The 19,444-nt window shown below is 73.0% G+C and carries 16 protein-coding genes and 1 pseudogene; 12 read left to right on the forward strand and 5 right to left on the reverse strand.

Going from position 1 to position 19,444, the window contains the following annotated elements:
• Positions 1-383 (reverse strand): annotated as a pseudogene (locus M8J74_RS03710) (hypothetical protein); the annotation flags it as partial.
• A 260-nt stretch (positions 384-643) separates the two neighbouring features.
• Between M8J74_RS03710 and M8J74_RS03715 the strand changes: the two are divergent.
• From M8J74_RS03715 to M8J74_RS03740, 6 genes are all read left to right on the forward strand, one after another.
• Positions 644-1,606, forward strand: a complete 963-nt coding sequence (locus tag M8J74_RS03715) for an SCO0930 family lipoprotein (protein ID WP_249835043.1) — start codon at positions 644-646, stop codon at positions 1,604-1,606.
• Positions 1,607-1,856: 250 nt separating this feature from the next.
• Complete coding sequence (locus M8J74_RS03720) at positions 1,857-2,669, forward strand: SAM-dependent methyltransferase (RefSeq protein ID WP_249835044.1); 813 nt, start codon at positions 1,857-1,859, stop codon at positions 2,667-2,669.
• Complete coding sequence (locus tag M8J74_RS03725; protein ID WP_249835045.1) at positions 2,666-4,801, forward strand: putative bifunctional diguanylate cyclase/phosphodiesterase; 2,136 nt, start codon at positions 2,666-2,668, stop codon at positions 4,799-4,801. Before M8J74_RS03720 ends, M8J74_RS03725 begins: the two co-directional genes overlap by 4 nt.
• 672 nt (positions 4,802-5,473) lie before the next feature.
• Positions 5,474-8,170 carry an ATP-binding protein gene (locus M8J74_RS03730; RefSeq protein WP_249835046.1) on the forward strand — a complete coding sequence of 899 codons (2,697 nt, stop codon included), beginning with the start codon at positions 5,474-5,476 and terminating at the stop codon, positions 8,168-8,170.
• A 122-nt stretch (positions 8,171-8,292) separates the two neighbouring features.
• Complete coding sequence (locus M8J74_RS03735) at positions 8,293-9,117, forward strand: alpha/beta hydrolase (RefSeq protein ID WP_249835047.1); 825 nt, start codon at positions 8,293-8,295, stop codon at positions 9,115-9,117.
• A gap of 36 nt (positions 9,118-9,153) precedes the next feature.
• Positions 9,154-9,933: an SDR family NAD(P)-dependent oxidoreductase gene (locus tag M8J74_RS03740; RefSeq protein ID WP_249835048.1), complete on the forward strand. Its 780-nt coding sequence runs from the start codon at positions 9,154-9,156 to the stop codon at positions 9,931-9,933.
• Between the two features lie 232 nt (positions 9,934-10,165).
• Here the strand turns inward: M8J74_RS03740 and M8J74_RS03745 are convergent, their stop codons facing one another.
• Positions 10,166-11,053 carry a LysR family transcriptional regulator gene (locus M8J74_RS03745; RefSeq protein ID WP_249835049.1) on the reverse strand — a complete coding sequence of 296 codons (888 nt, stop codon included), beginning with the start codon at positions 11,051-11,053 and terminating at the stop codon, positions 10,166-10,168.
• Between the two features lie 120 nt (positions 11,054-11,173).
• On the opposite strand from M8J74_RS03745, the gene M8J74_RS03750 reads away from it, so the two are divergent.
• From M8J74_RS03750 to M8J74_RS03760, 3 genes are read left to right on the forward strand one after another with little or no spacing between them, the layout of a single operon-like run.
• On the forward strand, positions 11,174-11,845 hold the full coding sequence (locus M8J74_RS03750; protein WP_249835112.1) for a succinate dehydrogenase: 672 nt from the start codon (positions 11,174-11,176) through the stop codon (positions 11,843-11,845).
• 1 nt (position 11,846) lies between these two features.
• Positions 11,847-13,793, forward strand: coding sequence for a fumarate reductase/succinate dehydrogenase flavoprotein subunit (locus M8J74_RS03755; RefSeq protein ID WP_249835050.1), 1,947 nt, complete (start codon positions 11,847-11,849; stop codon positions 13,791-13,793).
• On the forward strand, positions 13,790-14,539 hold the full coding sequence (locus M8J74_RS03760) for a succinate dehydrogenase/fumarate reductase iron-sulfur subunit (RefSeq protein ID WP_249835051.1): 750 nt from the start codon (positions 13,790-13,792) through the stop codon (positions 14,537-14,539). The genes M8J74_RS03755 and M8J74_RS03760 overlap by 4 nt, the downstream gene beginning before the upstream one ends.
• 132 nt (positions 14,540-14,671) lie before the next feature.
• On the opposite strand, the gene M8J74_RS03765 is transcribed toward M8J74_RS03760, so the two are convergent.
• Genes M8J74_RS03765 through M8J74_RS03775 form a run of 3 tightly spaced genes read right to left on the reverse strand, consistent with a single transcriptional unit; the run spans position 14,672 to position 15,542 of the window.
• On the reverse strand, positions 14,672-14,965 hold the full coding sequence (locus tag M8J74_RS03765; protein WP_249835052.1) for a gas vesicle protein K: 294 nt from the start codon (positions 14,963-14,965) through the stop codon (positions 14,672-14,674).
• Positions 14,962-15,210, reverse strand: a complete 249-nt coding sequence (locus tag M8J74_RS03770) for a gas vesicle protein (protein WP_249835053.1) — start codon at positions 15,208-15,210, stop codon at positions 14,962-14,964. The genes M8J74_RS03765 and M8J74_RS03770 overlap by 4 nt, the downstream gene beginning before the upstream one ends.
• Complete coding sequence (locus M8J74_RS03775; protein WP_308405999.1) at positions 15,207-15,542, reverse strand: GvpL/GvpF family gas vesicle protein; 336 nt, start codon at positions 15,540-15,542, stop codon at positions 15,207-15,209. The genes M8J74_RS03770 and M8J74_RS03775 overlap by 4 nt, the downstream gene beginning before the upstream one ends.
• Before the next feature lie 157 nt (positions 15,543-15,699).
• On the opposite strand from M8J74_RS03775, the gene M8J74_RS03780 reads away from it, so the two are divergent.
• The 3 genes from M8J74_RS03780 (at position 15,700) to M8J74_RS03790 (ending at position 19,326) form a co-directional block, all read left to right on the forward strand.
• The gene (locus tag M8J74_RS03780; protein WP_249835055.1) at positions 15,700-16,473 is read left to right on the forward strand and encodes a GNAT family N-acetyltransferase; all 774 of its coding nucleotides are present in this window, start codon (positions 15,700-15,702) and stop codon (positions 16,471-16,473) included.
• Positions 16,470-17,393 carry a lysophospholipid acyltransferase family protein gene (locus tag M8J74_RS03785; RefSeq protein ID WP_249835056.1) on the forward strand — a complete coding sequence of 308 codons (924 nt, stop codon included), beginning with the start codon at positions 16,470-16,472 and terminating at the stop codon, positions 17,391-17,393. Before M8J74_RS03780 ends, M8J74_RS03785 begins: the two co-directional genes overlap by 4 nt.
• Before the next feature lie 736 nt (positions 17,394-18,129).
• The gene (locus M8J74_RS03790) at positions 18,130-19,326 is read left to right on the forward strand and encodes an alanine--tRNA ligase-related protein (RefSeq protein ID WP_249835057.1); all 1,197 of its coding nucleotides are present in this window, start codon (positions 18,130-18,132) and stop codon (positions 19,324-19,326) included.
• Positions 19,327-19,444 lie beyond the last annotated feature (118 nt).

Below are 19,444 nucleotides of genomic sequence, written 5' to 3' on the forward strand. Positions count from 1 at the left end.
GGGGCGGCGGCGTGGGTGGGGGTCGGAGGTGGCGGCGGGACCGGCTTCGGCGTGGGTTTCGGCCGGGGCGGCGGGGGCTTGGGGGCCGGGGGCGGGCTCGGAGCCGGGGGCGGTGTGGGGGCCGGCGTCGGGCAGGGCGGGGTCGGCGGCTCGGGCGGCGGGGGAGTGGGCTTCGGGCAGGCCGGGGGCGTCGGCCAGGAGAGGCTTCCGGCGACCGCCACCGCCTGTGTCCCGTCGGGGCCGGTCGACGCGTAGGCGCAGGCGTCGGCGGCCGCGGTGCCGGCCGGGGCCCCGACGAGCAGCCAGGTCAACGCGGCCAGCGCCAACACCCGCGCCATCAGGGCGGTTTGGGTCGGTTCGGGTCCGTGCACGAAGAGGATCATGGTGCTTTCCGGGCCGTCACACGCCGACGTGTGCGCAGGTTGGCCCGAACGGGGGACGGCGGCGTGCGGTGGCTTGATCGGCGTCACCCTGACGGCCATGAATGCGCATGTATGTGCGAGTTGGGGTGGGGGTGACACGGGTTCCGGAAAGAAATATGTGACGCGATTGAACACAACCGCACCTCCCGTGCGTACCCATGCTCGTGCGGCGGCGCAGCAGGGCGCTGCAACACCCTTGTGACTATGGGGAGTTGTTGACGATGAAGACCTCCTGGCGGAGCGCCTCGTTCGTGGTGGGCGCCGCGGCCTTGCTGGCCCTTACGACCGCGTGCGGCCAGGAAAGCGGCACCTCTTCGGTCGGCAGTCAGAACGTCGGCGCCACGGCCCCGGCCGGCGGATACGGCAGCGTGGGCGCCGGGACGAGCGCGAGCGCCAGCCCGGGCAACGGCTACGGCGCCGACGGGCAGCAGGCCGCGGGCGGCCAGAGCACCTCCGCCGGCAAGCTCGCCGTCAGCGACAACGCCGAGCTCGGCAAGGTCCTCACCGACTCCGCCGGCCTGACCCTGTACCGCTACGACGAGGACACCGCCGAGCCGCCCAAGTCCAACTGCGACGGCGACTGCGCCAAGGCCTGGCCGCCCGTGCCCGCCGACGACGCCGCCGCCGGCGCCGGTATCGACAAGTCCCTGCTCGGCGAGGTCACCCGGGCCGACGGCAGCAAGCAGCTCACCATCGGCGGCTGGCCGGCGTACCGCTACGCGAAGGACGCCAAGGCCGGGGACGTCAGCGGACAGGGCGTCGGCGGCAAGTGGTTCGCCCTGGCCCCCACCGGCAAGAAGGCGTCTTTGGCGAGCCTGCCCGGACTCTCCGTCCGCAAGGACCCCAAGCTCGGCGACATCGTCGTCGACAAGAACGGCATGACGGTCTACCGCTTCATCAAGGACGTGGCCTGGCCGAAGGTGATCTCCAACTGCGCCGGCGCCTGCCTGGAGAAGTGGCCGGCCGTGGCCCCGGTCTCCCCCAACGACACCAAGGGCATCGAGAAGAAGGGCCTGATGGGCTTCACCCGCCCCGACGGCGTCAAGCAGATGACCGTCGACTGCTGGCCGGCGTACACCTTCTCGGGCGACACCAAGCCGGGCGACACCAACGGCCAGGGTGTCGGCGGCACCTGGTACGTCATGGCTCCCTCCGGAAAGCCGATCGGCGCGCCGAAGAAGTAGGCGTCACCTCCCCAGGGTTGACCGCACCTCCACGCGCGTTCGATCGCAGGTCCGCCCCCTCCGCACCGCACGGAGGGGGCGGACCGCTGTGTGTGCCCGGCGAATTGCCGCTTTTCGACCGGCGAATGCGGCACGTGCCGCAGGCAGTGACCGGGAACGGACGGTCAATTTCCGTTTCGGCTCGCCCCGTTGGCAGGCGATCAGTAGCCTCAGCTCGAACACCGGATCGCCTACGCCCCTGGAGAGATAGATGGAACGTCCCGCCTGGGCCCCACGGAGCATCGACATCTCGGTGCCGAGCGTCTCCCGGATCTACGACTACTACCTGGGCGGTTCGCACAACTTCGAGGTCGACCGGGAAGCGGCCCGCAAGGCGATGGAGTTCATGCCGGGCCTGCCCAAGATCATGCAGGCGAACCGGGCGTTCATGCGCCGCGCCGTGCGGTTCGCCGCCGGTGAGGGCATCACCCAGTTCCTGGACATCGGTTCCGGCATCCCGACCTTCGGAAACGTCCACGAGGTGGCCGAGAGCGCCAGCCCCGGCGCGCACGTCGTCTACGTCGACCACGACCCCGTCGCCGTCGCGCACAGCCAGGCGGTCCTCGAGGGCCACGACAACGCGGGCGTCGTCGCCGCGGACCTCCGCAAGCCGCAGGAGATCCTCGCCAGCGCCGAAGTGGACCGCCTGATCGACCTGAATCGGCCAGTGGCGCTGCTTCTCGTTGCCATACTGCACTTCGTGGAGGACGAGGACGACCCGTACGAGGCGGTGGCCCGGCTGCGCGACGCGCTCGCGCCCGGCAGCATGCTGATCCTCACGCATGCCTCGTACGAGGGAATCCCGCTCTCCCCGGAGCGGGCCGCGGGCACGGTCGACGTGTACAAGGACATCCGCAACCCGCTGATCATGCGTTCGCGCGAGGAGATCGCGCGGTTCTTCGAGGGGTACGACATGGTGGAACCGGGACTGGTGCCGATGCCGCACTGGCGGCCGGACGCGGCGCCCGAGGACGAGGATCCTTATGCCTTCTCCGGGTTCGCCGGCGTGGGGCGTACGGCGTGACCGCGGAGCCGGACGGGCCGGAGGACAGACTGCGTCGGTTCGCGACGATCTGGAGCCGGGCGGTGTTCCCGGTGACCTCCACGTCGCTGACCCGGCCGGAGTTCGAGCGGGAACTCCTGCCGCTGGCAAGGCGGTTGAGCCGGGCCCTGCACGCGCGACCGCTCGACGCGGACGAGGGCAGGGCGGTGGGCGCCACCCTCGTCTCCGTCCACTGCACCGACCCCGAGGCGCTCAGCCGGACCCTCGACTGCGTCGACGCCTACCTGGTGCTGTACTGCGGCGAGGACGGCGACCGGGAGGAACTGCGGGCCCGCTGCTCGCGGTTGCAGCACGCCATGGCCGCCGGGTTCGCCCAGGAGCTGCGCGAGCGGACCCTCGCCGAGCAGGAGGCCATCTCCGCCGCCGCCCTGAAGGCGCAGGGCGTGGTGGCGCAGGCGCTGCACGCCACCGAGGCCCGCTTCCGCGCGGTCTTCGAAGGCGCGGCCATAGGGATCGGCATGGCCGACCTCGACGGCAACATCCTCCAGGTCAACGGCGCCCTGCTGCGCATGTTCGGCATCCCCGAGGACAGCCTGCGCACCCGCAACGTCAAGGAGTGGACGCACCCCGAGGACGCGCCCCAGACCTGGACGCTGTACGAGGAGCTCGTCCGCGGCGAGCGCGAGCACTACCACCTCGAAAAAGCCTTCTACCGCCCTGACGGAACGGTCCTGTGGACCAACCTGACGGTCTCCCTGCTGCGCGACGCCGACGGCGAACCGCAGTACCAGCTCGCGCTCATGGAGGACACCACCGAGCGCCGGCTGCTCAACCTCCGTCTGCGCTACGAGGCCACGCACGACGCGCTCACCGGGCTGCCCAACCGCACCTTCTTCTTCGAGCGCCTGGAGAAGGCCCTCGGCGCAGGCAGCGGTCAGCGGTTCGGCCTGTGCTACCTCGACCTCGACGGCTTCAAGACCGTCAACGACAGCCTCGGCCACGCGGCCGGCGACCGGCTGCTCGTCGAGGTCGCCGACCGCCTGCAGTCCTGCGCCACCGCGCCCGGCGAGATGGTGGCCCGGCTCGGCGGCGACGAGTTCGTGGCGCTGACCACCGGCCCCGACACCCAGCGCGAGGTCGACGACCTCGCCACCCGCATCATGAGCGCGCTGCTCGCCCCCATCAGCATCGACGGCCGTGAGCTGACCGTGCGCGGCAGCATCGGCATCGTCGAGGGCCCGGCCGGTGAGCGCAGCCCGGCGGAGGTGCTGCGCAGCGCCGACATCACGATGTACCGGGCCAAGTCGGCGGGCGGCAACCGCTTCGAGCTCGCCGACCCGGAGGCCGACGCCCGCGCCATCACCCGGCACGGCCTGACCACCGCCCTGCCGGCCGCGCTGGAGCGGGACGAGTTCTTCATCGAGTACCAGCCGCTGGTCCACCTCGGCGACGGCAGCGTCCGCGGCGCCGAGGCCCTGGTGCGCTGGCTGCACCCGCAGCACGGCGTCCTCGGCCCGGACCGCTTCATCCCGCTCGCCGAACACACCGGTCTGATCGTGCCGCTCGGCCGCTGGGTGCTGGAGCAGTCGGTACGGCAGGCCCGCAAGTGGCGCGAACGGCACGACCAGGCGGGGCCGCTGCGCATCAACGTCAACCTCTCGCCCTGCCAGCTCACCCACCCCGGGCTGGTGCAGGACACCGTCGACATCCTGGAACGCGCGGGCGTCGAGCCGGACGCCCTGTGCCTGGAGGTCACCGAGTCGGCGCTGATCGGCGCGGACGACGACCTGCTCAAGCCACTGCGCCGGCTCGCCGAGATGGGCGTCGACATCGCCCTCGACGACTTCGGCACCGGCTACTCGAACCTGGCCAACCTGCGCCGCCTGCCGGTGAGCATCCTGAAGCTGGACCGCTCCTTCACCCAGGGCATGCAGCAGTTCCCGGCCGACCCCGTCGACCTCAAGATCGTCGAGGGGATCGTCTCGCTCGCCCACAGCCTCGACCTCGCGGTCACCGTCGAGGGCGTGGAGACCGGCGCCCAGGCCGAGCAGCTGCGGATACTGGGCTGCGACACGGCCCAGGGCTGGTACTACGCCCGCCCCGGCCCCCCGGACCGCCTGCACCAACTGGCCCTGGTCGACGCGACGGGCTGAGGGGGGGGCGGGATCGGGGGCCGCCGCCGGACGATTCAGCGCGAGGCCGGGGGGGCCGTCCCCGCCTCTCGGCCCCGGGGACGGAACCCCCCGGCCCGCCGGGACGGCCCGGCGCCCCTCGGCCCTCCCGACCGGGCGGCAGTCTGCGCTGCCCCGGTTCTTCTGGCCGGGCGGCGGCCCATGCGCAGCGGCGAGCGCCTCCGTCCCTCGGCCGGTCCGGATTGGCGGGGCTGTGCCCACGGTGGGCCGGTGCCATGCCCGATGGGATTTGGGGCTGATCCCGTCTCCCGGTTGTGGACCGCAGGCGGCTGCCGTGCCTGCTCAGGTGGCAGCGCGGTGAGTTTTCCGTTCGACGGCGGTGTGATTCCGCCCGGTTCTCCGGCCGGCGGTGGCCCGTGCCCGGCTCCGGGAGCACGCGGCACGGCCACGGACTCTGTTCTCGTCCACCTGGCTCGTCCGGCCGGCGGTGGCACGCGTGCCATTGCCCCGCTCGTCCAGGGGCGGCGGTCGTTTCTCGCTGAACGGTCCGCCGGTCAGGGGCGGTCCGGATCAGTGCCTCTCGGTCTGCGGACGTGGAGCCGGGCGGTGGACGACGTTCCTCGGCGGACGCAGTGCGGGGCCGTGGTCGGGGTTCCGGCGGCGGCTGCGGCCGGTAAGGGGGAGCATGTGCGCATGGTGAGTGTGGGGACGGTCGTGGGGCGGGAGGGGGAGGTCGGTGAGCTGGGCGGGCTCGTCGCCTCCGGCGAGGGGCGGGCGCTCGTGCTGCGGGGCGAACCCGGGGTGGGCAAGAGCGCGCTGCTGGACCTGGCGGCGGCACACGCGGCCGAGCTGGGGCAGCGCGTCGTGCGGGCGGCCGGGGTGGAGGCGGAGGCCGGACTGGCGTTCGCGGGACTGCACCAGCTGCTGCACCCACTGCTGGCCGGCGCCGACGCCCTGGACCCGGCGACACGGGCGGCGTTCGACATCGTCTTCGGCCGGAGCACCGGTGAGCCGCCGTCGGTGATGGCCCTGGGCATCGCCGTACTGGATCTGCTGGCCCTGGCCTCCGGCGACGTACCGCTGCTGCTCGTGATCGACGACGCGCAGTGGCTCGATCCGCAGAGCGGGGAGGTGGCACGGTTCATCGCGCGGCGGCTGTCCGGACACGCCGTGCGGATGGCGGTGGGGGTGCGGGCCGACACGCCGTCGCCGTGGGACAGCTCCGGGCTTCCCGAGCTGACGGTGCCCCCGCTGTCGGCCGAGGCCTCGGCCCTGCTGCTGGACACCAGCAGTCCCGGCCTCGCCGAGCCGGCCCGGTCCCGGATCCTCGACCAGGCCCGCGGCAACCCCCTCGCCCTGCTGGAGCTGCCCGCCGGCGTGGACGGCTCCGCCGACCGGCCCGAACTGCCGCTGCCCAGGCGGCTGGAGCGCCTGTACGGCGACCGTATCGCCGGCCTCGACCCGGCCGAGCGCGCCGAGCTGCTGCGGGCCGCCCTCGACGGCACCGGGGCCGCCGCGCTCCCGGGCCGGACCCGCTATCCGCTGCGCGCCGTCGACGGCGCCGTCGCCCGCGGCCTGCTCACCACCGACGCCGGCACCGGCGACCTGGTCTTCCGCCACCCCCTCGTCCGTTCCGCCCTGCTGCAGTCCGCCACCCCCAACGAACGCCGTGCCGCCCACGCCGACCTCGCCCGGCTGCACCGCGAGGAACTCGAACGCCACGCCACCCACCTCGCGGCGGCCACCGTCGACCCGGACGAGTCCGTCGCCGTCGTCCTGGAGCGCGCCGCCCGCTCCGCCACCGCGCGCGGCGGCTCGGCGGCCGCCCTCACCCTGCTGACCCGGGCCGCCGAACTCAGCCCCACCGCGGCCCGGCGCTCCCGCCGCCTGGGGGAGGCCGCCTTCGTCGCCGCCCAGTCCGCCCTGCTGGACCAGGCGCACGAACTGCGCGAGGCGTCCGACCGGCTGGCCGGGACGGGCCAGTCGCCGACGGCCGTGATCACGTACGCCTACACCGCGCTCTACGAGGACGGCGACGTCCGCTCCGCCCACCGCAGGGTCGCCGCGGAACTCCGGGCGCTCCCGCCGGACGCCGACGACGAGATCCGCGCACGCCTGCTGAACCTGCTGCTGGCCATCAGCGTGTTCTCCGCCGACCCCGCCCTGTGGCGGGTGAGCGACGCGCTGACCGACCGGGACGGCGAGCGCGTCGGCGGCCCGACCCCGCTCTACCGGGACGCCTGGGGCGATGTCGCCCGCAGGGGCGCCGGCGCGCGCGAGCGGGTGCTGGCCGCGTTCGGCGAGCTAGGCGACGGCCAGCCCTGGGACGTGATGCGGCTCGGCGTGGCCGCGTACTTCCTGGACGCGCTCGCCGAGCACCGGACGCTGGTGCGCCGGGTCGCCGACCGGGAGACGGGCAGCGGCGCCGTCACCAACGCGATGACGCTGCAGCAGCTCGTCATGCTCGACCAGATCTCCAGCGGCGAGTGGGACGCCGCCGAGGAGACCGGCCGCCGCGGACTCGCCCTCACCGTCGCCCACGGCTACCGGCTGTTCGAGTACCAGTACCACGGCTTCCTCGGCCTTCTCGCGGCCTGGCGCGGCGACGCCGACACCGCCCGCGCCGCTCTCGACCGCGTCGACCGCTGGGCCCGCCCGCGCGGCGTCGGCTACCTCACCCAGCTCGCCGAGGCCACCGGCGCGGCCCTCGGCCTGACCACCGGCGACTACGAGAGCGCGTACGCCTACGCCGGCGGCCTCACCGCGCCCGGCACCTTCACGCCGTACTCCCAGCAGTCCCTGCGCACACTGCTGGACCTGGTCGAGGCGGCCGTGCACACCGGCCGCCCCGACCAGGCACGGAGGCACGCCCTGGCGGCCCGCGACCAGGGGCTACCGGCCGTCTCCCCGCGCTTGGACTTCCTGACCACGGCGGCGCTGGCGATGACGGCGGAGGACCCCGAGGCGGGGCCGCTGTTCGAGCGGGCGGTCGCCCATCCCGCCGGTGTCGACTTCCCCTTCGAGCTGGCCCGGGTCCGCCTGGAGCAGGGCATGTGGCTGCGCCGTACCCGCGACCGCACCACCGCCCGCACGGCCCTCGGCCGGGCCGCCGAGACCTTCGAACGGCTCGGCGCCACGCCCTGGCTGCGCCGCGCCCAGGCCGAGCTGCGCGCCTCCGGGCTGCCCGGGCAGCCCACCGCGACGGGCGCGGCGCTCACCCCGCAGGAGCGGCAGATAGCCGAGCTCGCGGCGAGCGGCCTGAGCAACAAGGAGATCGGCGCCCGGCTCTTCCTGTCCCCGCGCACGGTCGGCGCGCACCTGTACCGGATCTTCCCGAAGCTCGGCATCTCCTCCCGCGCCTCCCTGCGGGACGCCCTGGAGGGGACCTGAGGCGTTGCGCGGCCGCCGTCGCCGACGACAGTCATTCGACTCAATCGGCGGGGGTGACTGCCGCGGCACCGTGAAGGCAACGCACCGCCCCACTGCGGTCCCGAAGCCCAGGAGAAACGGCCATGGCCACACCACGCGTCCCTCTCGTCCTCATCCACGGACTGTGGCTGCACGCCTCGTCCTGGCAGCCCTGGATCGACCTGGCGGCCGAGCGCGGGTACGCGCCCGTGGCCCCCGGCTGGCCCGGCGAGGCCGGCACCGTCGCCGAGGCGCGCCGGCACCCGGAGGCCGTCGCGGGGCTCGGCATCGACGACGTCACCGACCACTACGCCGGCATCATCCGCTCCCTGGACACCCCGCCCGTGCTGATCGGGCACTCCTTCGGCGGGCTGATCGCGCAGAAGCTGCTCGGCAAGGGCCTGGCCCGGGCGGCGGTCGCCGTCGACCCGGCACAGATCAAGGGCGTCAAGGCGCTTCCCCCGGCCCAGCTGCGCGCCGGCTTCCCCGTGCTGGGCAACCCGGCCAACCGCAGGCGCTCGGTGTCCCTGACGCCCGCGCAGTTCCGCTACGGCTTCGGCAACGCGCTGGAGCAGGCCGAGTCCGACGCCCTGCACGAGCGGTTCACCGTCCCCTCGCCGGGCCGCCCGCTGTTCGAGGCCGCGTTCGCCAACTTCACCCGGCACTCGGCCGCCGAGGTCGCCGTCCGCAACCCCGACCGGGGCCCGCTGCTGCTGATCTCCGGGCAGGCCGACCACACCGTCCCGGACGTGGTGACGCGCTCCGCCTACAAGCTCTACGGCGACTCGCCGGCCGTCACCGAGCTCAAGCAGTTCCCCGACCGCGGTCACTCGCTCACCGTGGACCACGGCTGGCGGACCGTCGCCGAGTACGCCCTGGACTGGCTGGACCGGCAGAACATCCAGGGCCACGACACCGCGCACGCCTGACAACGCTTTTCCGCCGCATCAAGGGAGTTGGACAGTATGAGCACCGAACTGCAGGGCAGGACCGCCGTCGTCACCGGCGCCAGCAAGGGCATCGGACTGGCGATCGTGGAGGCCCTCGCCCAGGCGGGCGCCCAGGTCGTGGCGGGATCGCGCACGACCTCCGAACGGCTGGACACGCTGGTGAAGGAGGGCTCGGTGACCTGGGTGCCGGTCGACCTCGCCGAGCCGGACGCGGCCGGGGAACTGGTCGCGGCGGCCGGCGGACGCATCGACGTCCTGGTCAACAACGTCGGCTCGGCACCCGCCCGCACCGGCGGCTTCCTGTCGGTCACCGACGAGGAGTGGCGGCGCACGATCGACCTCAACCTGCTGTCGGCGGTACGGGTCACCCGGGCCGCGCTGCCCGTGATGCTGGACGCCGGCGACGGCTCGGTGATCACGGTCGCCTCCGTCAACGCCACCCTCCCGGACCCGCTGGTCATCGACTACAGCGCGGGCAAGGCCGCCCTGGTCGCCTTCTCCAAGGCGCTGTCGAAGGAGGTCGGCCCGAAGGGCATCCGCGTCAACACCGTCAGCCCCGGCCCGGTCGAGACGGAGCTGTGGCTGGGCGGCGGGGGAGTGGCGCAGACGGTCTCGGCCGCCGCCGGCATCACCCCGGACGACGTGGTCGCACAGGCCTCGAAGGCCGCCGTCACCGGCCGCTTCTCCCAGCCCGCCGAGATCGCCGACCTGGTCCTCTTCCTCGCCGGCGACCACTCCCGCAACATCACCGGCAGCGACCTGGTGATCGACGGCGGGTTCATCCCGACGTGGTGACCCGGGCGGATTGCGGCTCGGGACACTGGTGACCCGGGCGGATTGCGGCTCAGGGCGCCGGTCGTTCGGGCGGATTCCGGCTCGGGGCCCCGGTCATGCGGGCCGATTCCGGTGCTCGGGGCAGGCCGCTCACCGCTTGGCGACCTTCCGGCAGCGATCCGGTGATCGACAGGCCGGTCGACGGCGGGCCCGTCCCCGCCCGGTGGGCGGGCGGCTTCCAGGCCGGCGCCGCTCACCGCTCCAGCAGCATCCGCTGCAACTCCCGCGCCGCCCGCGGCGGAGCGACGTCGCTGCGGTGCGCCAGCGCGATCGTGCGATACAGGCCTGGCCGGGCGAGGGGAGTGACCCGCAGCCCCCGGCCGGTCCGCGTCGCCACCATCCGGGGTACGACGGCCACACCCAGCCCCGCCCGCACGAACCCCAGCACCGCGTCCATCTCGCCGCCCTCCACCGCGAACTCCGGCTCGAACCCCTCGGCACGGCACGCGGCCACGGTCAGCTCCCGCAGGTCGTAGCCGTGCCGGAACATCACCAGGCGCTCGCCCTCCAGATCGGAGACGCGCACGGTGCGCCGGCGGGCGCCGCCGGGGGCGGGGGACTCCGGTGAGGACACCACCACCAGGTCCTCGCGCAGCAGCTCCACCGTGGTCAGCGCCGGGGACGGCGTCGGCAGCGGCAGGACGACCAGGGCCAGGTCCAGGGCGCCGCGCGCCAGCTCCCGTACGAGGTCGTGCGAGCCGCCCTCCTCGATCAGCAGCCGGATACCGGGATAGCGGTCGTGGAAGGCGCGCAGCACGTCCGGCAGCAGACCGGTGCACAGGCTCGGGGTGGCGCCCAGCCGCACCCGGCCGCTGCGCAGCTGCGCCAGCTCCTGCACCTCGTGCCGGGCGGTGTCCGCGTCGGCCAGGATCCGGCGGGCCAGCGGCAGCAGCGCCTCGCCCGCGTCGGTGAGCGTGATGTTGCCCCGCGCACGCCGGAACAAATCGGCCCCGAGCTCCCGCTCCAGCGCCCTGATCTGCTGGGACAGCGACGGCTGGGCGACGTGGATGAGTTCGGCGGCCCGGGTGAAGTGCCGGGTCTCGGCGACGGCCACGAAGTACTGGAGTTGCTGGAACTGCATCCTCGTACGATAGCCGTGGCCTATGGAAACAAGCTCGATCATGTCTTGGACCGATGGGGCCGAACGGCCCTAACGTCAGGACTCATGGCTCTGGCAACGCGGACGGACCGACGGCCGTCGATGGCGCGCACGGTGTGGGACAGCTCCGTCGGCAAGAAGACGGTGATGGCCGTCAGCGGCGTGATCATGCTGCTGTACCTGGTCGCCCATGTGATCGGCAATCTGAAGATCTTCTTCGGCCCCGGCGAGTTCAACCACTACGCCCACTGGCTGCGCACCGTCGGCGAACCGTTCATGCACTACGAGTGGACGCTGTGGCTGATCCGCGTCGTGCTGATCGCCGCCGTCGTCGCGCACGCCGTCTCCGCGTACCAGCTCAGCCGCCGCGACATCAAGGCGCGCCCCAGCAAGTACGTGCACACGAAGGCCCGGGCGAGCTACGCGACGCGCACCATGCGCTGGGGCGGGATCATCCTCGGCCTCTTCATCGTCTGGCACATCCTGGACCTGACCACCGGCACCGTGCACTCGGGCGGCTTCCAGCCCGGCCACCCGTACCAGAACGTCGTGGACACCTTCTCCACCTGGTACGGCAACGTCATCTACATCGTCGCGATGCTCGCGCTCGGCCTGCACATCCGGCACGGCTTCTGGAGCGCCGCCCAGACCCTCGGCGTCGGCAGCCGCACCCGCGACCGCGCCCTGAAGACCGTCGCCAACGTCCTCGCGCTGCTGCTCACGGCCGGCTTCATCGCCGTACCCGTGGGCGTCATGACCGGAGTGGTGAGCTGACATGACCTACACCGACTACGTCACCGGCGCACCCGTCGCCGACACCAAGGCCCCGGCCGGACCCGTCAACGAGCGCTGGGACAAGCGCCGTTTCGAGGCCAAGCTGGTCAACCCCGCCAACCGGCGCAAACACACGGTCATCGTGGTGGGCACCGGCCTCGCGGGCGGCTCCGCCGGCGCCACGCTCGCCGAACAGGGCTACCACGTCGTGCAGTTCTGCTACCAGGACTCCCCGCGCCGCGCCCACTCCATCGCCGCGCAAGGCGGTATCAACGCGGCGAAGAACTACCGCAACGACGGTGACTCCGTGCACCGGCTGTTCTACGACACCGTCAAGGGCGGCGACTTCCGGGCACGCGAGTCCAACGTGCACCGCCTCGCCCAGATCTCCGTCGAGATCATCGACCAGTGCGTGGCGCAGGGCGTGCCGTTCGCCCGTGAGTACGGCGGCCTGCTCGACACCCGCTCCTTCGGCGGCGTACAGGTCTCGCGGACCTTCTACGCCCGCGGCCAGACGGGCCAGCAGCTTCTCCTCGGCGCCTACCAGGCGCTGAGCCGGCAGATCGCCGCCGGGAACGTGGAGATGCACCCGCGCACCGAGATGCTCGACCTGATCGTCGTCGACGGGCGGGCGCGCGGCATCGTCGCCCGCGACCTGGTCACCGGGAAGATCTCCAGCTACTTCGCGGACGCCGTCGTCCTGGCGTCCGGCGGCTACGGCAACGTCTTCTACCTGTCGACGAACGCCATGAACTCCAACGCGACGGCCGTCTGGCGGGCCCACCGGCGCGGCGCCTACTTCGCCAACCCCTGCTTCACGCAGATCCATCCGACGTGCATCCCGCGCACCGGCGACCATCAGTCCAAGCTGACCCTGATGAGCGAGTCGCTGCGCAACGACGGCCGGATCTGGGTGCCCAAGGCCAAGGGCGACACCCGCCCGCCGAACGAGATCCCCGAGGACGAGCGCGACTACTACCTGGAGCGCATCTACCCCTCCTTCGGCAACCTGGTCCCGCGCGACATCGCCTCCCGCGCCGCGAAGAACGTCTGCGACGAGGGCCGCGGGGTCGGCCCCGGCGGACAGGGCGTGTACCTGGACTTCGCCGACGCCATCGAGCGCATGGGCCGGGGGGCCGTCGAGGCCAAGTACGGCAACCTCTTCGACATGTACCAGCGGATCACCGACGAGGATCCGTACCGGGTGCCCATGCGGATCTACCCGGCCGTGCACTACACGATGGGCGGCCTGTGGGTCGACTACGACCTGCAGACCACCGTCCCCGGCCTGTTCGCCATCGGAGAGGCCAACTTCTCCGACCACGGCGCGAACCGCCTCGGCGCCTCCGCGCTGATGCAGGGCCTGGCCGACGGCTACTTCGTCCTGCCGGCCACTATCAACGACTACCTCGCCCGCAACCCCCACCAGGACGAGGTCACCGGCGAACACCCCGTCGTCCAGGAGGTGCTGGCCGAGACCCAGGACCGGCTGAACCTGCTGCTGTCCGTCGACGGCGACCGCACGCCCGACTCCTTCCACCGCGAAGTCGGCGAACTCATGTGGGAGTTCTGCGGCATGGCGCGCACCGACGCCGGGCTGCGCAAGGCGCTGGAGCGCATCCCGGAGATCCGCGAGGAGTTCTGGCGGCGCATCAAGGTGCCCGGCACCGGCGAGGAGTTCAACCAGTCGCTGGAGAAGGCCAACCGCGTCGTCGACTACCTGGAGCTCGCCGAGCTGATGTGCCTCGACGCCCTGCACCGCGCCGAGTCCTGCGGCGGCCATTTCCGCGAGGAGTCCCAGACGCCGGACGGCGAAGCCGCCCGCCGCGACGACGAGTTCGCCTACGCGGCCGCCTGGGAGTTCACCGGCACCGGCCAGGCGCCCACCCTGCACAAGGAAGACCTCGTCTTCGAGTACGTCCACCCCACCCAGCGGAGCTACGCATGAGGCTCACCCTGCGCGTCTGGCGGCAGAAGAACGCCGACGCCGAAGGCGCCATGTCCACGTACGAGGTGGACGGCATCTCCTCCGACATGTCCTTCCTGGAGATGCTCGACACCCTCAACGAGGAGCTCATCCTCAAGGGCGAGGACCCGGTCGCCTTCGACCACGACTGCCGCGAGGGCATCTGCGGCGCATGCTCCCTCGTGATCAACGGGGACGCGCACGGACCCGAGCGGACCACCACCTGCCAGCTGCACATGCGGTCCTTCAAGGACGGCGACACCATCGACATCGAGCCGTGGCGGGCGTCGGCGTTCCCCGTGATCAAGGACCTTGTCGTGGACCGGTCCGCGTTCGACCGGATCATCCAGGCCGGCGGCTACATCACGGCGCCCACCGGGTCCGCCCCGGAGGCGCACGCCACCCCCGTGCCCAAGCCGGACGCCGACTTCGCCTTCGAGCACGCCGAGTGCATCGGCTGCGGGGCGTGCGTGGCCGCGTGCCCCAACGGGGCCGCGATGCTGTTCACCTCCGCCAAGGTCAACCACCTCAACGTGCTCCCTCAGGGAGCGCCGGAGCGGGAGACGCGCGTGCTGGACATGGTCGCGCAGATGGACGAGGAGGGCTTCGGCGGGTGCACGCTGACCGGCGAGTGCGCCACCGCCTGCCCGAAGGGCATCCCGCTGGTGTCCATCACGAGCATGAACAAGGAGTGGCTGCGGGCCACTCGGAGGGTTGCGAAGCGCTAGCGCGGTGCACAGAAGACGTCCGCCGACAAGGGGCGGACGGGCGGGGCCGGGAGTGGTGCTCTCCGGCCCCGCCCCATGTGCGGGGCATGACCGTTGGACCACGTCCTGCGAACTCCCCGCCCCGCCACGGGGTCACGGCCCGGGATCGGCGAGGAGAGGGCCCAGCGGGCCCAGGTCCAGGTTGAGATCGCCGCGCCGCAGACCGTGCTGCGCGCACAGCTCGTCCATGCGCCGGTCCAGCAGCATCAGCGCGGTACCTAGCCGGTCCTCCTGCTCGTCGCTGAGCGTCCCCTCGTCGAAACGGCGTACCGCCTGGCGTTCCATGAGCTGCCGCAGGAGTTCCACCACGGTCAGGACCAGGGCCGCCAGGTCGTTGGTGACCCGCTCGGGATCGAGGTCCACCGCGTGGGCGCGCGGCGCGGTCACAGCGGCCCGCTGTCCGGCCAGGGCGCGGGAACCCGGTCGCTGACCGACGCCAGCAGCGCGTGCAGGGAGATCCGCACCAGCGGCACGTCGGCGATGGCCAGCACCAGGTCGCCGCTGACGACGACACCCGTCGCCAGCACCCGGTCGAGCAGGTCGACGAGCGGCACCCCGACGGGCGCGTACGATTCCGGGTCCTCCCACGGCACCGCCGCGCGGTTCCCACCGTCCGCGGCCGGCCCGCTCATGCGCGGAGCTCCTCGTACGCGCCGCACTCCACCTCGTCCGGCCGGGCGAAGGAGTACGGGACCCAGGGCCCGGACATGGTGACCTGCACGGCGCTGCCGAGGGCCTCGCGGGCCAGTCGGCCGACGGCGCGGACGAACTCGGCCCGCCGTCCGTCGTCGACCAGATAGGCCGCGTTGAGCAGCTGCGGCACGTTCCTGCCGGTCAGCTGCTCGCTCTGCGGCCGGTGCCGTGTCGCGGCGACGGCGTACCGCCGCAACTCCGCATGACGCCGCGCGCGCCGGTGGTCCGCCGGGGTCCCGCGGATGGACGCGGGACCGCGCGCCGGCGAAATGCCGGGTGTCGCCCGAGCCGTTCAGCAACCTCACACGCGTTCTCTCCGCTCCGGTCACGCGAAGGACAGCGCGCGTCGGAAGAACAGGGGCGGCAGATCACACGCCAGCGGTCTGCTCCCGCTCCGCCGTCCCCGGCCCTCGACCTGGAGAGAGCACATGACCGGCGTCACCACCCTGGACCGTCCCGCCCAGCCCGCCGCCCCCACCCGCTACTCCGTCTCCCTCGCCCGCGACGAGGCCGACGTGCGTGCCGCCCAGCGGCTGCGCCACGAGGTGTTCGCCGGGGAGATGGGCGCCCTGCTGACCACCGCGCAGCCCGGGTACGACATCGACGCCTTCGACGCCTACTGCGACCACCTGCTGGTCCGCGAGGAGACCGGCGGGCAGGTCGTCGGCACCTACCGGCTGCTGCCGCCCGAACGCGCCGCGGTCGCCGGACGGCTGTACTCGGAGGGCGAGTTCGACCTCACGGCGCTCGACCCGATCCGCCCCGGACTGGTCGAGGTCGGCCGCTCCTGCGTCCACCCCGCCCACCGCGACGGCGCCGTCATCGGCCTCATCTGGGCCGGCATCGCCCGCTACATGATCGACCGCGGCCACGAGTGGCTGGCCGGCTGCTGCTCCGTCCCGCTCGCCGACGGCGGCGCGCTCGCCTCGGCCACCTGGGACCGGGTGCGGGCCAAGCACCTGGCTCCGCAGGAGTACCGCGTACGGCCGCTGCTGCCCTGGGTTCCGGCCGCCGCCGCGCCGGCCGCCGCAGCCGAGCTGCCCGCCCTGCTGCGCGGCTATCTCCGCCTCGGCGCCTGGGTGTGCGCCGAGCCCGCCCACGACCCGGACTTCGGCGTCGCCGACCTGTACGTGCTGCTGTCGATGCGCCGGGTCAACCCGCGCTATCTGCGGCACTTCCTCTCCCTGGTCCCGGCCTCATGAGCGTCTGGACGCCGGGCGCGCCCTGCACCCCGCGGGCGTGCATCGAGCAGCGGGGAGGCACGACGGCACTGCCGCGCGCCCTCGCCCGGATCAGCGCGGTCGTGGCCCTGATGCTCGTGGGGATCGCGCTGTCGCCGCTCGGCGGACGGATTCCCGCCGCCTGGGTGCAGCGGTGGTGCCGGTGGATCGTCCGGGCCGCCGGGGTACGGGTGCGTATCACCGGCGCCGACGTGCCGGCCGGCGGGCTGCTCCTCGTCGCCAACCACATCTCCTGGCTCGACATCCCGTTGCTGGCCGCCGTCCGCCCCGCCCGGATGCTCGCCAAGTCCGACATCCGTGACTGGCCCGTGGCCGGCCCCCTCGCGGCCCGGGGCGGCGCCCTGTTCATCGACCGCAACCGGCTGCGCGCCCTGCCCGGCACCGTCGCCCGCATCGCGGACGCCCTGCGCGCCGGGCAGGCCGTCGGCGTCTTCCCCGAGGGCAGCACCTGGTGCGGGCGGGCCCAGGGCAGCTTCCGCCGGGCCGTCTTCCAGGCCGCCCTCGACGCGCACGTCCCCGTCCAGCCCGTGCGCCTGCGCTACCGGATCGCCGGCGCCCCCAGCACGGCCCCCGCCTTCATCGGAGAGGACTCGCTGCTGGCGTCGGTGTGGCGGGTCGTGATGACGCGCGGCCTGGTGGCCGAGGTCGAGATCCACGAGGCCATCCCGGCGGACACCCACCCCGACCGCCGCGCCCTGGCCCAGGCGGCCCAACCGTCCACGGCCGCCCAACCCGCCTGGCCCCACACGGTGTTACTGACCCACCCGGCCCAGCCCCTGCCGCCCCCGTCCGAGCGAAACGCGGACCTCCACCCGCAGCCCACGAGACGGCCACCGAAGCACCGGCCGCGGTCCACGGAGGCGACGGCGCCACATCCGTAAGCCGCGGGTCTGGGGAGTCCTGCCCGCAGTCCGCGGACGCGACGGCGAAGTACCGGCCGCGGTCCGCGGGGGCGACGGCGCCGCATCCGTACGCCGCGGGTCGGGGGAGGCGTGCCCGCAGTCCGCGGACGCGACGGCGAAGTACCGGCCGCGGTCCGCGGGGGCGACGGCGCCGCATCCGTACGCCGCGGGTCGGGGGAGGCGTGTCCGCAGTCCGGGGACGCGACGGCGAAGTACCGGCCGCGGTCCGCGGGGGCGACGGCGCCGCATCCGTACGCCGCGGGTCGGGGGAGGCGTGTCCGCAGTCCGGGGACGCGACGGCGAAGTACCGGCCGCGGTCCGCGGGGGCGACGGCGCCGCATCCGTACGCCGCGGGTCGGGGGAGGCGTGTCCGCAGTCCGGGGACGCGACGGCGAAGTACCGGCCGCGGTCCGCGGGGGCGAGGGCGCCGCATCCGTACGCCGCGGGTCGGCGGTGGCGCGCCCGCAGCTCGCGGACGCGACGGGTGCCGAGGGAAATTCGCGCGACGGTCCCGCCCGGCGCTGTTAGCGTCGGGTTCATGAAGGTCATCAGGCGAACCCGTACCGCAGCCGCGCGAGCGACCAGCTCCCCGGCTGCCGACGCCTGACCTCCCCCTCTCTCCCCGGCGGCCGGAAACGGACCGCCGGGACCTTCTCGCGTCATCGCCCGTCTGCCCCGCGGTCCTTTCCGGTCCCCCGACCGAAGGACCACCGCGATGAACACCGAGCAGACCGTCCGCACCTTCCTGGACTTCTACCGCGAACGCGGCCACCGCCCCGTCACCGGCAGCACGCTGCTGCCGCCGCCCGGCGACCCGGTGCTGTTCACCACCTCCGGCATGCACCCGCTCACCCCGTACCTGCTGGGCCGCCCCCACCCCCGGGGCCGGCGCCTGGTCAACGTCCAGCGCTGCCCGCGCACCACGGACCTGGACGAGGTGGGCGATCCGACCCATCTGACCGTCTTCGAGATGCTCGGCTCCTGGTCGCTCGGCGACTACGGCCATCCACAGAGCCTGCGTTGGGGGTACGAGCTGCTGCGTGACGGCTTCGGCATCCCGCGCGAGCGGCTGCACGTCACGGTCTTCGGCGGCGACGGGCAGGTCGGCCCGGACGCCGAATCCCTGTGCACCTGGGAGGAGTTGGGGCTGCCGGTGGAGGCGACCACCGAGGACAACTGGTGGTCCAACGGTCCCGTCGGCCCGTGCGGCCCCGACTCGGAGATCTTCGTGTGGACCGGCGACGAGGGCACCCCGCCCCAGAGCACGCCCACCACCGACCCCCGCTGGGTGGAGATCTGGAACCACGTTCACATGCGCTACCACCGGCACGAGGGCGGCAGCCTCGAACCCCTCGGCCGGTCCGCCGTCGACACCGGCATGGGCCTGGAGCGGCTCGTGACGGTCCTGCAGGGCCGCCGGTCGGTCTACGACACGGACCTGTTCGAGCCGTGGACGTCCACGGTGCCCGGCCTGTGGGACCTGCGCGACGAGCCGTCGACACGGCTGGTCTGCGACCATCTGCGCGCCTGTGTCGTCATGCTGGGCGACGGCGTACGACCGTCCAACACCGGCCGCGGATACGTCCTGCGCCGTCTGATCCGCCGCCTGCTGACCACCCTGCGGCGCGAGGACCCCTCCCGCGGCCTGTCCGACCTGCCCTCGCACCCCCTTCTGCACACCCTCGACCACTTCCGCCAGACCTGCGACCCCGACCTGGTCCGCAGTGAACTCCTGGAGGAGGAGCGGAAGTTCACGAGGCTTCTGGAACGCGGTCGCCGCCTGCTGTCCCGCCCGGAGTTCCGGCACCCGCTGAGCGAGGAGGACTTCGGCTACCTGCACGACACCCACGGCCTGCCCCGCGACCTCGTCCTGGGTCTGCTCGAACCCACCCCGGTTCATGTCCGTGAATAAGAATCAAGTACGCAGCTATTGACGCGATCACGGCAAGCGCTTACGTTCCCGTCTGGAAACAGGAGAAAGCGCTTTCTCATGCACGGCACCCCTGGTCACGGACGAACCGGAGGAACCA

It is taken from the genome of Streptomyces panaciradicis, from assembly GCF_023516615.1.
Classification (GTDB): Bacteria; Actinomycetota; Actinomycetes; order Streptomycetales; family Streptomycetaceae; genus Streptomyces; species Streptomyces panaciradicis.